Genomic DNA, 14740 nt, shown 5'->3' on the forward strand with positions numbered 1-14740 from the left:
GGCCGGCGCTCGCATTCGGGGGATGCCCCGTATTGCCGTCGGGGTCGGGGGGTCAGACCACAACACGGGGCCATCCAGTGGATCGAATACCCGCGCCCTCATTCGACTAACCAGGAGTGACCTAACTCATTACCAGCGTCAAGCCCGCGCCGGTGACGCGCCGACGAACCCGTCAGGCCTCCAAAATCGCGGCGACACCCTGGCCGCCGGCGGCGCAGATCGAGACCAGGGCGCGCACGGTGCCGCCGCCCTTCTGCTCGGCCTTGCGCTGGGCGAGCTGTTTGGACGCCTGGGCCAGGATCCGGCCGCCGGTGGCCGCGAACGGGTGGCCGGCGGCCAGCGAGGACCCGTTGACATTGAGCTTGGACCGGTCGATCGAACCGAGCGCGGCGTCCAGGCCGAGGCGTTCCTTGCAGTACTCCTCGGATTCCCACGCCTGCAGGTGACACAGCACCACCGACGCGAACGCCTCATGGATCTCGTAGAAGTCGAAGTCCTGCAGGCTCAGACCGTTGCGGGCGAGCAGCCGCGGCACCGCGTAGGTCGGGGCCATCAGCAGGCCATCGCGGCCGTTGACGTAGTCGACCGCTGCGGTCTCCGAGTCCACCAGGTAGGCCAACGGGGTCAACGAATGCGCGGCCGCCCACTCGTCGCTGGCCAGCAGCGCCACCGACGCGCCGTCGGTCAGCGGGGTCGAGTTACCGGCCGTCATCGTCGCGTCACCGGCCTTCACGCCGAACACCGGACGCAGCTTCGCTAGCTTCTCCGCCGACGAGTCCGCGCGCAGGTTGTCGTCGCGGTACAGCCCCAAGAACGGCGTGACCAGGTCGTCGAAGAACCCGCGGTCGTAGGCGGCGGCCATGTTGCGGTGGCTGGCGGCGGCCAGCTCGTCCTGGGCGACCCGGCTGATGCCCATCTTCTTGGCGGTCAGCGCCTGGTGTTCCCCCATGGACAGCCCGGTGCGGGGTTCGCTGTTGACCGGGATCTCGACGCCCAGCGTCGCGGGCAGCGTGCCCGCCAGCTTCAGCCGTTGCACGTTGGACTTGGCGCGGCGCAGCTTGAGCAGCGTGCGGCGCAGGTTGTCGCCCAGACCGATGGGCGCGTCGGAGGTGGTGTCCACACCGCCGGCGGCGGCCACGTCGTAACGACCCGCCGCGATGCCCTCGGCGGCGTTGACGGCCGCCTGCAGCCCGGTCCCGCAGGCCTGCTGCAGGTCGAACGCGGGCGTGTGGGACGACAGCTGCGAGCCGAGCACGCATTCACGCGTCAGGTTGAAGTCCCGGCTGTGCTTGAGGACGGCGCCGCCGACCACCAGGCCCAGCCGTTCGCCGGCCAGCCCGAAGCGATCGACCAGCCCTTCCAGGGCGGCGGTGAACATGTCCTGGTTGGACGCCTCCGCGTACGCACCATCGGATCGCGCGAACGGGATGCGGTTGCCGCCGAGGACGGCCACGCGCCGCCGCTCGGAACTGCGTTGTTTGCTTGCCTCAGAACTTGCAGCGGCCACTATTTTTTCTCCGTGTTTCTGCGGTCTACCGGTTTGGGAATCCCCCGTCTGGGGCCATACTACCCACTGTTCTTACTCTGCAGTAAGTTCGTCCTCGATACGGTTGTGCTGTAGGCATACCCCGACTTCGAAAGAATATGGAAGGTAGCTCCGGTGGCTCCCAAGGCTTCATCCGATCTGTTCTCTCAGATCGTCAACTCCGGTCCTGGATCGTTTCTCGCCAAGCAGCTCGGCGTACCCCAACCCGAGACGCTGCGCCGCTACCGGGCCGGTGAACCGCCACTCGCCGGGGCCCTGCTGATCGGCGGGGAGGGCAGGGTCGTCGAACCGCTGCGCGCGGCGCTGGACGCCGATTACGACCTGGTGGGCAACAACCTGGGCGGTCGGTGGGCCGACAAGTTCGGCGGCCTGGTGTTCGATGCCACCGGCATCACCACGCCCGAGGGGCTCAGGGGGCTCTACGAGTTCTTCACGCCGCTGCTGCGCAATCTTGGCCATTCGGCGCGCGTTGCCGTGGTCGGCACCACGCCCGACGCCGCCGCCAGCCCGCACGAACGGATCGCGCAGCGCGCGTTGGAGGGCTTCACCCGCTCGCTGGGCAAGGAGGTGCGCAACGGCACCACGGTGGCCCTGGTCTATCTCTCACCGGACGCCAAACCCGCTGCCACGGGCCTGGAATCGACGATGCGGTTCATCCTGTCGGCCAAGTCCGCCTACGTCGACGGCCAGGTCTTCTACGTCGGTGAAGCGGATTCCATGCCCCCGGCGGACTGGGAGCGCCCGCTGGACGGGAAGGTCGCCATCGTCACGGGCGCGGCCCGGGGAATCGGCGCGACGATCGCCGAGGTGTTCGCCCGCGACGGCGCACGCGTGGTCGCGATCGACGTGGAATCGGCCGCCGAGGCGCTGGCCGAGACCGCCAGCCGGGTCGGGGGCACCGCGCTGTGGCTCGACGTCACCGCCGAAGACGCCGTCGACAAGATCACCGAACACCTGCGCGAACACCACGGCGGCCGCGCCGACGTGCTGGTCAACAACGCCGGCATCACCCGCGACAAGTTGTTGGCCAACATGGACGACGCTCGGTGGGACGCCGTCCTGGCGGTCAATCTGCTTGCCCCCCTGCGACTTACCGAAGGGCTGGTGTCTAACGGCACCCTCGGCGAGGGTGGTCGGGTGATCGGCTTGTCGTCGATGGCCGGCATCGCCGGCAACCGCGGCCAGACTAACTACGCGACAACGAAGGCCGGCATGATCGGTCTCACCCAGTCGCTGGCCCCGGAGCTCTACGACAAGGGCATCACGATCAATGCCGTCGCGCCCGGATTCATCGAAACCCAGATGACGGCCGCCATCCCGCTGGCCACCCGCGAGGTCGGACGCCGGCTGAACTCGCTGCTGCAGGGCGGTCAGCCAGTGGACGTCGCAGAAACCATCGCCTACTTCGCAAGCCCGGCTTCAAACGCGGTGACGGGCAACGTCATTCGCGTCTGCGGCCAGGCCATGCTGGGCGCATAGAGCAAAAGGCTGTCAAGGAGAACGCCATGAACCAGCCAAGCGGCCTGAAGAACATGCTGCGTGCGGCTGCCGGGGCCCTGCCGGTGGTGTCACGTGGAAGCGAACTGCCCGCCCGCGAGGTGACCATCGAGGAACTGCCCATCGACCGCGCCAACGTGGCCGAGTACGCGGGGGTGACCGGCCTGCGCTACGGCAATCACGTCCCGCTGACCTACCCGTTCGCGCTGACCTTTCCGGCGCTGATGTCGCTGGTGACGGGGTTCGACTTCCCTTTCGCCGCAATGGGATCGGTGCACACCGAGAACCACATCACCCAGTACCGTCCGATCGCCGTCACCGATACCGTCGGGGTGCGGGTGCATGCCGAAAACCTACGCGAGCACCGCAAGGGTCTGCTGGTGGATCTGGTGACCGACGTCAGCGTGGGCAACGACACCGCCTGGCATCAGGTGACGACCTTCCTGCACCAGCAGCGGACCAGCCTGTCCGACGAACCAAAGCCGCCCCCACAGAAGCAGCCCAAGCTGGCGCCACCGTCCACCGTGCTGCGCATCAGTCCGGGGCTGATCCGGCGCTACGCCGACGTCGGTGGCGATCACAACCCGATCCACACCAATTCGGTCGCGGCCAAGCTGTTCGGGTTCCCGACGGTGATTGCGCATGGAATGTTCACGGCGGCAGCCGTATTGGCCAACATCGAAGCGCAGATTCCCGATGCGGTCCGGTATTCGGTGCGGTTCGGCAAGCCGGTGGTGCTGCCCGCGACCGCGGGCCTCTACATCGACGAACACGATGGCGGCTGGGACATTTCGCTGCGCAATATCGCCAAGGGATACCCGCATCTGACCGGCACGGTCCGGGCGCTCTAGGCGACCGTGGCGACCCGCTAGCCCGCGTGCGTCGGACTGCGGCCCTGGACAAGCACTTTCAAACCGTGGGCGGTGGTCGCGGTCAGCAGGAAAAGCAGGAACAACCACAGCGGTGGCCGGGCGAGCTCCCAGACGAAGATCGCCGCCCAGATCGGTGAGCCCTGCGTCACCGCGAGCACGCCCGCGGCCCCGGCCAGCGACACCGCCGGCACGTGCAGGTCTGTCCCGGCAGCCCAGTTGATCGTGAGCACCAGCGCCGAGCCGGCGGCGGCGCCGGTCGCCAGCGAGGGCGTCAGCAATCCGCCCGCCCCGCCGGCCCGCAGAAACAGCGCTGTCAGAAGGGGTTTCAGCGCCAGAATCGCCAGCGCCGACAGCAGGGTCATGCCGCTGGCCAGGCTGACCGTCAGGATGCTTCGGCCGTTGCCGGGCAACTCGGGCCACCAATGCGAACACATCCCCATCACCAGGCCCGCCCCGGCAAGCGCGGGGATCAGCAGCACCGTCCGCATCGGGCGGGCGGGCCGTGCCAGGGCCATCAACCGGTTGAAGGCCAGTCCCACCGCGAAAGTCACGGGCGCCAGCAGCAATCCGTGCGCGGTCAGCAGATACGTCGACTCCTCGGGCGGCCACTGCAGGTTGGGCTGATCGCGAGTGATCGCCGAACCGACGGCGACCGCCAGGCCCGAGGAGAGAAACGCCGCGCCCACCGCGCGGGGCTGCCAGGTGCTGAGGAGGATCCGGATCGAGAACAGCGCCCCCGCCAGCGGCACCGCATACACCGCGCCCAGCCCGGCCCCCGCCGCGCAGGCCAACAGGACCTCACGATCGCGCGCTGAGAGCCGCCTGAGCCACCCGGTGCCCAAATCGCTTAGCGCTGCGGCGAATTGACGCGGCGCCCCTTCTCGCCCCAGCGACGCACCCGATCCGACGAGCAGCACCTGCAGCAAGGCGTCGACGCTCCAGGAAAGCCTCGGCACGGGTTCCCGCGCGGCGATGGTCTGCGCCAGTGGCGGCACCTCCGCCCGGCGCCGCAACAGCCACCACCCCAGGCCCGCAAGGGCGGCGCCGATCATCGGGCCGACGATCCGGCGGATCGGGCTGCTGGCGGCGACCCCCGCCAGCAGCGCGCCGAAACTGTAGTTGTAGGTGGCGTGCTGGACTGCTCGCAGCACGAACGTCGTCGCCAATCCGGCAACTCCGGCGAGCAACCCGACGATGATTACCGCGCAGAAGAAATCGACGTTGCCGCGGTCCGAGTTGGCAGCGCTCATCCGGGCCAACGAATGTAGGCCTAGTCGCTCGCGGCGTCCGAGCCGCCCGCCGCGGCCGCTTCCCGTTCCGCCGGTGAGCCCTTGAGGCCGTACCAGAACAGGTCGACCATCAGCTGGGCCGCCTCCTCGACATCCACGTCGCCGGTGCTGAGCCGGTTGGCGACCGCCTCGCCCGCCCCCACCAGGGCCACGGCCATCATCTCGTGCTCCCGCTCGGAGCGCGGGTTGCGACTACCCGCCCGCATCAGCCCGGCCACCAATTCGATGATCTGTTCGCGTCCCTCGCGGACCATGTGGGCGAACGCCTGCGAGCTGGTGGCCTGGGTGTACATCACGATCCAGGACGCCCGGTTGGCGTCGATGTAGCGCATGAACGACGCGATGGTGTTGCGCAGCATGTCGCTGGGGCTCTGCTGGAAATCGACGTCGGCGCGCACCACGTCGATGAACCGGCCCATCTCCCGGTTCAGGCAGGCGCCGAACAGGTCTTCCTTGGAGCCGTAATACAGGTACAGCATTGGCTTGGAGATCTGCGCCTCGGCGGCGATGGCGTCCATCGAGGTCTCGTGATAGCCGTTGACGGAGAACATCTGCACGGCGGCGTCGAGCATCTGCTGCTCGCGAACGGCACGCGGTAACCGCTTGGTACCACCGGCCATCGCTTGCCTCTCCGTCCTATCTGACTCAAGAGTAAGCAACGCGGCCCCGCCGCACACCCACTAGTGCCCGCAGGTGGCGCTGCGGCCCTTCATCGTCGCCACCCGCACTAGCGACTCGTCGACCTGTTTGGCCGGTAATTCGCCTGAGGCCACAGCCTTTTGCAACCGGTCCAAGACCGCAGGCACCTCGTCGGTGGTGACCCACAGCGCGACGTCGACACCGGCCCGCAGGCTGCGCAGCACCGCCTCCGATACCCCGTACCGGTCGGAGATGGCGGCCATGCTGGACAGGTCGTCGCTGAACACCGGCCCGGTGAACGGCGGGCCCTTGTAGCCGACGCCGTTGCGCAGCAGCTGGACCGCCTCGGGGCTCAGGCTGGCCGGGGCGTCGCCGGTGAGTCCGGGAACCTGCAAGTGGCCCACCATCACCGCGACCGGCGCCGTCGCCACCAGAGACCGGTACGGCACCAGATCGCTGTTCTGCAGACTGTCCAGCGGCGGCGTGACGACACCCCCGGTGTGCGAATCACCCGAGCCGTGCCCGTGGCCCGGGAAGTGCTTGAGCACCGGCAGCAGGCCGGCCTCCCGCAGCCCCTGCGCATAAGCCCCGGCATAGTCGGTGACGGTGGCCGGATCCGAGCTGAACGAGCGGTTGCCGATCACGGCGTCGTCGGGCTCGTCGCTGACGTCGACGACGGGGGCGAAGTCGACGGTGATGCCCAGGTCGTGCATCTTCTTGCCGCGGTCGGCGGCCAGGTCATGTACCTGCTGGACGGTTTGCGTCTGCGCCAGCTCGCGGGGCGACGGCGACGTCCCGATCAGCGATTTCAGCCGCGAGACCCGACCGCCCTCTTCGTCGACGCTGACCGCCAGCGGCAGGGGCCCCGCCTTGGCCGTGATGTCGGCCAGCGGGCCGTGGAAGATCGACAGGTCGGTCCAGCTGCCGATGAAGATCCCGCCCACGTGGTAGCCGTTGACCACGGCCCGGGCGTCGTCGGCGTTCTTGACGCCCACCATCAACAGCTGGGCCAGCTTGTCGCGGATATCCAAAGTCGCCGGAACCGCCGACGGGTCGGCGCACACCGGCGGAGCCGGGGCGGCCACCGGCTTGCTCGGCGCGGACGTCGACGAGCGGGGCGGGTGGGCGGTGTGGTGGCCGCAGCCGGCCACCAGGGTCGACGCGGCTGCGAGCACGGCGAAGGTGCGCGAAAATGCCATCGGGCCATGCTTTCACGACGGGCGTTTCGTACCCGGCTCCAGGGGGCATCAGCGGTACGTTGCTGATCAGGGGTCTGCGCGCCTGTTGACTGGCAGGGAGGAAGCCAGCGATGAACGGTTTCACGTTGGCCGCCGCGGTCAGCGTCGCGGTCGGTTTGTCCGTCGGGGTGGCGACGACGGTCGGAATCACCCTGGCCGTCGCCGACCACAGCTTGGTGCAGGTGCCAACCGTTCAACGCCCCGCGCTGACGGCCGGTCCCTATCAGGTCGAATACGGCGACCGCTGTGTCCACGGACACTGTCTGCACTGGTGACCAGCGGCCCGGCGGCCGGGCGGGCTTCTGCTAGGTTGGCGCTAGGTTGAAAGTCACGACCGCAAGCCGACACTCAGGAGCCGTCGAATGAACCGGATCGTTGCGCCCGCCGCAGCGAGCGTTGTGGTTGGCCTGTTGCTCGGCGCGGCCGCGATCTTCGGGATCACGCTGATGGTCCAGCAAGACACGAAGCCGCCACTTCCCGGGGGCGATCCGCAGTCGTCAGTGCTCAACCGGGTCGAGTACGGCAACCGTAGCTAGCGGCGATCGCAAGCGCGGCCGTGGCGATCGCAAGCGCGGCGTAGCCGGGCGCAGCGGGTCGCCATTACAGGACGAAGCCGGCCGTAGCGGGTCGCCGCCGTCGCGTTCAGCGCCGCGGACGGGGCCCGCAACCTCGCTCTCCTGCTCGACCGCCGCGCCAGTGTCGCGACGGTGGTTGTGGTTGGTCGGCGCGATCGCGCTGGCCCTGGCGTTCATCCAATCGTCCGGGCGGGTCTCCCCCGACACCAAGCTCGACCTGACCGCCAACCCGCTGCGCTTTCTGGCCCGGGCGACCAATCTGTGGAACAGCGAGCTGCCGTTCGGGCAGGCGCAGAACCAGGCCTACGGGTACCTGTTTCCACACGGCACCTTCTTTCTGCTCGGCCATGCGCTGGGCGTGCCCGGCTGGATCACCCAGCGACTGTGGTGGGCGCTGCTGCTCACGGTCGGCTTCTGGGGACTGTTGCGGGTCGGCGAGGCGCTGCGGATTGGCAGCCCGGCGTCACGGGTGATCGCCGCGGTCGCATTCGCGTTGTCGCCGCGAGTGCTGACCACCCTCGGATCGATCTCCTCGGAGACGTTGCCGATGATGTTGGCGCCGTGGGTCTTGCTGCCCACGATCCTGGCGCTGCGGGCCACCGGCGGCCGCTCCGTGCGGGCGCTGGCCGGGCAGGCGGGCCTGGCCGTCGCGCTGATGGGCGCGGTGAACGCCATCGCGACCCTGGCCGGCTGCCTGCCGGCGGTGATCTGGTGGGCGTGCCACCGGCCGAGCCGGTTGTGGTGGCGCTACACCGGCTGGTGGGTGGTGGCGCTGCTGTTGGGCACGCTGTGGTGGGTGGTGGCGCTGGTGATGCTGCGCGCCATCAGCCCTCCGTTCCTGGACTTCATCGAGTCCTCCGGCGTGACGACGCAATGGTCGTCACTGGTCGAGATGTTGCGCGGTACCGACAGCTGGACCCCGTACGTTGCGCCGACCGCCACCGCGGGCGCTCCACTGGTGACCGGGTCGGCCGCCGTGCTTGGGACCTGCCTGGTCGCGGCTGCCGGACTGGCGGGGCTGGCCAGCCCGGCCATGCCGGCGCGCGGGCGGTTGGTGACGATGTTGTTCGTCGGGGTGGTCCTGATGGCCGCCGGATACAGCGGCGGGCTGGGCTCGCCGGTGGCGCACGCGGTGCAGGCCTTCCTGGACGCCGGAGGCGCCCCGCTGCGCAACGTGCACAAGCTCGGCTCGGTGATCAGGATCCCCGTGGTGCTGGGGCTCGCGCAGCTGCTGGGCCGGATACCGCTGCCGGGCAGCGCGCCAATGTTGGTGTGGCTGCGTGCCTTTGCGCATCCCGAGCGTGACAAGCGGGTCGCGGCGGCGATCGTCGTCGTGGCGGCGCTGATGGTCAGCACGTCACTGGCGTGGACCGGTCGGCTGGCCCCGCCGGGGACCTTCACCGCGATCCCGCAGTACTGGCACCAGGCCGCGGACTGGCTGACCGAACACAACACCGGGACGCCGACACCCGGCCGGGTACTCGTGGTTCCGGGGGCACCATTCGCCACTCAGGTGTGGGGCACCAGCCACGACGAGCCGCTGCAGGTGCTGGGCGCCAGCCCGTGGGGGGTGCGTGATTCCATCCCGCTGACCCCGCCGCAGACCATCCGGGCGCTCGATTCGGTGCAGCGCTTGTTCGCCGCCGGCCGACCCTCAGCCGGCTTGGCCGATACCCTTGCCCGCCAAGGCATTTCCTATCTGGTGTTGCGTAACGACCTGGACCCCGACACGTCGCGCTCGGCGCGCCCGATCCTGGTGCACCGCGCCGTCGACGGATCGCCGGGGCTGCGCAAGGTCGCACAGTTCGGTGCGCCGGTGGGGCCGGGCACCCTGGCGGGTTTCGTCGCGGACAGCGGGCTGCGGCCCCGATACCCGGCGGTCGAGATTTATCGGGTGGGCGGCGACACCGACCCCGCCACACCGTATTTCGTCGACGCCGACCGGATGGCCCGGGTCGACGGCGGGCCCGAGGCGCTGCTGCGTCTCGACGAGCGCAGGCGGCTGCTGGGTCAGCCGCCGCTGGGCCCGGCGCTGCTGACCGCGGACGCCCGGGGCGCCGGGCTGCCGATGAATGCCGGGGTGACGATCACCGACACCCCGGTCGCCCGCGAGACGGATTATGGTCGGGTTGACCAACATTCGTCGGCGATCCGGGCCCCCGGCGATGCGCGACACACGTACAACCGGGTGCCCGACTACCCCGTCCCCGGCGCCGACCCGGTCACCGGCGCCTGGACCGGCGGGCGGATCACGGTATCGAGTTCGTCGTCGGATTCCACCGCGATGCCCGACGTCGCACCGGCGAACTCGCCGGCCGCGGCAATCGACGGGGACTCGGCGACCGCCTGGGTGTCGAACTCGCTGCAGGCCGCCGTCGGTCAGTGGATGCGGGTCGACTTCGACCACCCGGTGACCAATGCGGCGATCACGGTGACGCCCAGCGCGACCGCCGTCGGCGCCCAGGTGCGCCGCATCCTGATCGAAACGGCCACCGGCAGCACCACTTTGCGCTTCGACGAACCGGGCAAGCCGCTTGCCGCGGCACTCCCCTACGGCGAGACGCCGTGGGTGCGAATCACCGCCGCGGGCACCGACGACGGATCCGCCGGGGTGCAGTTCGGCATCACCGACCTGTCGATCACCCAATACGACGCATCCGGATTTGCCCATCAGGTCGAACTCCGGCACACCGTGCGGGTGCCGGGGCCGCCGCAGGGATCGGCGGTCACCGCGTGGGACCTGGGATCGGAGCTGCTCGGCAGACCGGGTTGCGCCCAAGCTCCCGACGGCATGCGCTGCGCGCCGTCGATGGCCCTGGCCCCGGAGGAACCGGTCAATTTCAGCCGGACCCTGACCGTGCCGACGGCGAGGTCGGTGACCCCGACGGTGTGGGTGCGGCCGCGCCAGGGCCCCAAGCTGGCCGACCTGATCACCGAGCCGAATATCACTGTGGCTCATGGTGATTCGGATAACGTCGTCGACGTCCTCGGCTCCGCGTACGCGGCCGCCGACGGCGACCCGGCCACCGCATGGACGGCGCCGCAGCGTGTGGTGCAGCACAAAACGGCGCCGACCCTGACGCTCACGCTGCCCCGCCCCACCGAGGTCACCGGGGTGCGACTGGCTCCGAGCCAGTCGACGTTGCCCGCGCACCCGACGATGGTGGCCGTCAACCTGGGCGATGGCCCGCAGGCCGCCGCGGTGCGACCCGACGGGGCGCAGATCGTGTCGCTGAAACCCCGGGTGACCGACACCGTGACGATCAGCCTGCTGAATTGGCAAGACGTCATCGACCGCAACGCGTTGGGTTTCGACCAGCTCAAACCGCCGGGGTTGGCCGAGGTCGCCGCGCTGGGCGCCGACGGCAACCCGATCGCGCCCGGCGACGCGGCCCGCAACCGCGCCCGGGAAATCACCGTCGGCTGCGACCGCGGACCGGTCATCGCGGTCGCGGGCCGGTTCGTGCACACCGCGATACACACCACCGTCGGCGCCATCCTGGATGACGCACCGCTGGCGGCCGTGCCCTGCGACCGCGACCCGATCGCGCTGCCCGCGGGCCAACAGGAGCTGTTGGTCAGCCCCGGCGCTCAGTTCGTCGTGGACGGAGCCGAGCTGGCCGCGTCCGCCTCCACCGAAGGCGCGCGGCCCGTGAGTATTTCGTCATGGCGGGCCTGGGGGCCGGCTCGCCGCGAGATGCAGGCACCGGCCTCGGCCACGTCCCGGGTGCTGGTCATCCCCGAAAGCATCAACCCGGGCTGGGTGGCGCGCACTAGCTCCGGGGCGCACTTGACGCCGATCGCCGTCAACGGGTGGCAACAGGGCTGGGTGGTGCCCGCGGGCGACCCGGGCACCATCACGCTGACGTTCGGCTCCAACTCGGTCTACCGTGGGGGCCTGGCGGTGGGGCTGGCCCTGCTGCCGCTGCTGGCGCTGCTCGCGCTCTGGCGCACCCGGCGAGAGGACGACGCAGCCGCGCCGGCGCGGCCATGGCGGCCCGGCGCATGGGCGACCGTCCCGGCGCTGACCGCCGCCGGGCTGATCGCCGGCTGGGGCGGTCTGGTGGTGATGGGGGTCGCCCTTGGCCTGCGCTACGGGCTGCGCCGGCGGCGCTGGCAACGCCTGAGCGTGGTGTGCAGCGCCGGCGGGCTGATCCTGGCCGGGGCGGCGCTGTCACGGCAGCCCTGGCGCTCGGCCGACGGCTACGCCGGCCATTCCGCCGGTGTCCAGCTGCTTGCGCTGATTTCGCTTGCGGTGCTTGCCGCTTCGGTGGTCGCGGTGCCCGAACGGACGCGGGGCCCGCGCGACGAATAGTTGGCGAGGCTATTGGCTACCCGTCTACCGGCTGATTCACTGGATACGCGGGCCGGCGTAACCGTCACCGACCGAGGAGTCACGCGCCATGGACTGGTTCTCCGCACCCGAATATTGGGTGGGCAGACTGGTGCTCGAGCGCGGCGCCGCGGTGATCTACCTGCTCGGCTTCGTCGCGGCCGCGGTGCAGTTTCGCCCGCTCATCGGCGAGCGCGGCATCCTGCCCATTCCGCAATACCTGGCCAGGCAATCCTTCTGGCGCACGCCCAGCCTTTTCCATCTGCGTTATTCCGATCGGCTGTTTTCGGCCATCTCGTGGTTCGGCGCGGCACTGTCGGCGGCGATCGCCGTCGGGGCCGCCGACGCGGTGCCGCTGTGGGCGGCGATGTCTATGTGGCTGACGCTGTGGGTGCTTTACCTGTCAATCGTCAACGTCGGGCAGACCTGGTACTCGTTCGGCTGGGAATCGCTGCTGCTCGAGACCGGGTTCCTGATGATCTTCCTCGGCAATCACGACGTGGCACCGCCGGTGCTGACGCTCTGGATGGTTCGGCTGCTGTTGTTCCGTGTCGAGTTCGGTGCGGGACTGATCAAGCTGCGCGGCGACCCATGCTGGCGCGACCTGACGTGTTTGTACTACCACCATGAGACACAACCGATGCCGGGGCCGTTGAGCTGGTTCTTCCACCATCTGCCCAAACCACTGCATCGAATCGAGGTGGCGGGCAATCATTTCGCGCAGCTGGCCGTGCCGTTCGGATTGTTCGCGCCGCAACCGGTGGCCAGCGTAGCCGCCGTGATCATCGTCGTCACCCAGCTGTGGCTGGTCGCCTCGGGCAATTTCGCCTGGCTCAACTGGGTGACGATAGTGCTGGCGTTCAGCGCAATCGACGACGCCTCGGTGGCGCTGCTGCTGCCCAAGGGGCTCGTTCCCGCGCATGCGGGTATGGCCGCGACGCCGCTGTGGTTCGTCGGCCTGGTGGCCGCCGTTACGGCCGCCGTGTTGTTTATGAGTTACTGGCCACTGGCGAACATGTTGTCGTCACGGCAGCGAATGAACATGTCGTTCAATTCGTTTCACTTGGTCAACACCTACGGGGCGTTTGGCAGCATCGGACGGATCCGCCGCGAAGTGGTGATCGAAGGCACCGACGACGCGCTCATTACCGCCCAAACCGTCTGGAAGGAATACGAATTCAAGGGCAAGCCGGGCGCGGTGCGCCGGCTGCCGCGACAATGGGCCCCCTATCATCTGCGCCTGGACTGGCTGATGTGGTTCGCCGCGATCTCGCCCGGCTACGCTCAGCCATGGCTGAGGCCTTTCTTGCAGCGGTTGCTGCAAAACGATCGCGCGACCCTACGCTTGTTGCGCCACAATCCTTTTCCCGAATCGCCACCCCGGTTCGTGCGGGCCCAGCTCTACCAGTATCGCTTCACCACGCCGGCCGAGCTGCGCCGTGACCGGGCCTGGTGGCATCGCGCCCTGGTCGGCGGTTACGTGCCGCCGATGGCCCTGTCGACGGCGACCAGCGCCGGGTGAGGCTGTCCTACTTCTGGTAGGACAGCGCTCCGGTGCCCGCGAGCCTTCCGCCTTCGACGATCAGGTACTCGGGACGGATGGGCTTGCCGGCGAACCAGCTCTCCAAGATCTCCCGGGTGCCGGCGGCATAACGCGCCTGAGCGGACAACGTGGTGCCCGAAACATGCGGTGTCATCGCGTTATTCGGCATGGTCCGCCAGGGGTGGTCCGGCGGCGGCGGCTGCGGGTACCACACGTCTCCGGCGTAGCCCGCCAGCTGCCCGGATTTCAGGGCGGCCACGATCGCTTCCGGGACGGTTTCCTCGGCGCGGGCGGTGTTGACGATGTAGGAGCCCCGCCGCATCGTCGAGATCAGCTGCTCGTTGAACATCCTGCGGGTGTCGTCGTACAGCGGCGAATGGACGGACACCACGTCGACGGCCTTCACCAGCGACTCCACGTCCGGGTGAAACGTTACGTTCAGTTGTTTCTCCACGTCCGGTGCCAGCCTGCGGGTGTCGGTGTAGTGCAGCTTGACGTCGAACGGCGCCAGCCGGCGAAGTACCGCACGCCCGATCCGGCCGGCGGCGATGACGCCGACGTCCATGCCCTCGAGGTCGTAAGCGCGCTCGACGCAGTCGGCGATGTTCCAGCCGCCTTCGGCGGCCCACCGATGCGACGGCACGAAATTGCGCACCAGCGCGAGGATTTGCATCACCGCGTGCTCGGCGACGCTGATGCTGTTGCTGAACGTCACCTCCGCCACGGTGATCCCGCGTTCTTTCGCCGCGTCCAGATCCACGTGGTCGGAGCCGATGCCGGCGGTCAACGCCAGCTTGAGTTTGGGCGCCTTGGCGATGCGTTCCTTGGTCAGGTAGGCCGGCCAAAACGGCTGCGAGATCACGATCTCGGCATCGGCCAGCTCACGCTCGAATTCCGAGTCGGGTCCGTCCTTGTCCGACGTCACCACCAATTCGTGCCCGGCATCTTCGAAAAACTTGCGCAGCCCCAGCTCACCCGAGACGCAGCCGAGCAGCTCGCCGGGCGTGAAGTCGATCTTGGACGGAGTCGGCACGGTGCTGCCGTCGGGATATTCGTGGATCGTCGGGATGCTGTCGCGCGCATAGCTCGGCGGGTAGCCACCGACGGGGTCGGGGTAGAGCACCATCACACACTTGGCCATTGAAGTCCTCCTTGAGCGGAATCAACCCCAGTCTTGGAGGCCGCCAACGCGCTGTCAAAGACGCGAT

11 protein-coding genes are annotated in these 14740 nt (G+C 69.0%); 6 read left to right on the top strand and 5 right to left on the bottom strand.

What is annotated here, in order from left to right:
• Positions 1 to 172: 172 nt before the first annotated feature.
• Positions 173 to 1507, bottom strand: a complete 1335-nt coding sequence (locus tag A5753_RS04740; protein ID WP_067123944.1) for an acetyl-CoA C-acetyltransferase — start codon at positions 1505 to 1507, stop codon at positions 173 to 175.
• A gap of 153 nt (positions 1508 to 1660) precedes the next feature.
• On the opposite strand from A5753_RS04740, the gene A5753_RS04745 reads away from it, so the two are divergent.
• Together A5753_RS04745 and A5753_RS04750 are read left to right on the top strand one after the other, a co-directional pair.
• On the top strand, positions 1661 to 3025 hold the full coding sequence (locus A5753_RS04745) for a 3-oxoacyl-ACP reductase (RefSeq protein ID WP_067123945.1): 1365 nt from the start codon (positions 1661 to 1663) through the stop codon (positions 3023 to 3025).
• Between the two features lie 26 nt (positions 3026 to 3051).
• Positions 3052 to 3894: a MaoC/PaaZ C-terminal domain-containing protein gene (locus A5753_RS04750; protein WP_067123946.1), complete on the top strand. Its 843-nt coding sequence runs from the start codon at positions 3052 to 3054 to the stop codon at positions 3892 to 3894.
• A 17-nt stretch (positions 3895 to 3911) separates the two neighbouring features.
• Here A5753_RS04750 and A5753_RS04755 read toward each other — a convergent pair whose 3' ends face one another.
• From A5753_RS04755 to A5753_RS04765, 3 genes are read right to left on the bottom strand one after another with little or no spacing between them, the layout of a single operon-like run.
• On the bottom strand, positions 3912 to 5165 hold the full coding sequence (locus A5753_RS04755; protein ID WP_067123947.1) for a chloride channel protein: 1254 nt from the start codon (positions 5163 to 5165) through the stop codon (positions 3912 to 3914).
• 20 nt (positions 5166 to 5185) lie between these two features.
• Entirely contained in the window at positions 5186 to 5824 is a 639-nt protein-coding gene (locus tag A5753_RS04760; RefSeq protein ID WP_067123949.1) for a TetR/AcrR family transcriptional regulator, read from the bottom strand.
• 60 nt (positions 5825 to 5884) lie between these two features.
• Positions 5885 to 7042: a glycoside hydrolase family 3 N-terminal domain-containing protein gene (locus A5753_RS04765; protein ID WP_067123951.1), complete on the bottom strand. Its 1158-nt coding sequence runs from the start codon at positions 7040 to 7042 to the stop codon at positions 5885 to 5887.
• Between the two features lie 110 nt (positions 7043 to 7152).
• On the opposite strand from A5753_RS04765, the gene A5753_RS04770 reads away from it, so the two are divergent.
• From A5753_RS04770 to A5753_RS04785, 4 genes are all read left to right on the top strand, one after another.
• Positions 7153 to 7356: a DUF2613 family protein gene (locus tag A5753_RS04770; protein WP_067123955.1), complete on the top strand. Its 204-nt coding sequence runs from the start codon at positions 7153 to 7155 to the stop codon at positions 7354 to 7356.
• An 87-nt stretch (positions 7357 to 7443) separates the two neighbouring features.
• Positions 7444 to 7617 carry a DUF2613 domain-containing protein gene (locus A5753_RS04775; protein WP_007769006.1) on the top strand — a complete coding sequence of 58 codons (174 nt, stop codon included), beginning with the start codon at positions 7444 to 7446 and terminating at the stop codon, positions 7615 to 7617.
• A gap of 160 nt (positions 7618 to 7777) precedes the next feature.
• The gene (locus A5753_RS04780; protein WP_067123958.1) at positions 7778 to 11971 is read left to right on the top strand and encodes an alpha-(1->3)-arabinofuranosyltransferase; all 4194 of its coding nucleotides are present in this window, start codon (positions 7778 to 7780) and stop codon (positions 11969 to 11971) included.
• 88 nt (positions 11972 to 12059) lie between these two features.
• A complete protein-coding gene (locus A5753_RS04785) occupies positions 12060 to 13511 on the top strand; it encodes a lipase maturation factor family protein (protein ID WP_067123959.1) in 1452 nt (483 codons plus the stop codon).
• A gap of 7 nt (positions 13512 to 13518) precedes the next feature.
• On the opposite strand, the gene A5753_RS04790 is transcribed toward A5753_RS04785, so the two are convergent.
• Positions 13519 to 14673 carry an NAD-dependent formate dehydrogenase gene (locus A5753_RS04790; protein WP_067123960.1) on the bottom strand — a complete coding sequence of 385 codons (1155 nt, stop codon included), beginning with the start codon at positions 14671 to 14673 and terminating at the stop codon, positions 13519 to 13521.
• Between the last annotated feature and the right edge of the window lie 67 nt (positions 14674 to 14740).

It is taken from the genome of Mycobacterium sp. 852002-51971_SCH5477799-a (assembly GCF_001667145.1).
In the GTDB taxonomy this organism is placed as follows: Bacteria; Actinomycetota; Actinomycetes; order Mycobacteriales; family Mycobacteriaceae; genus Mycobacterium.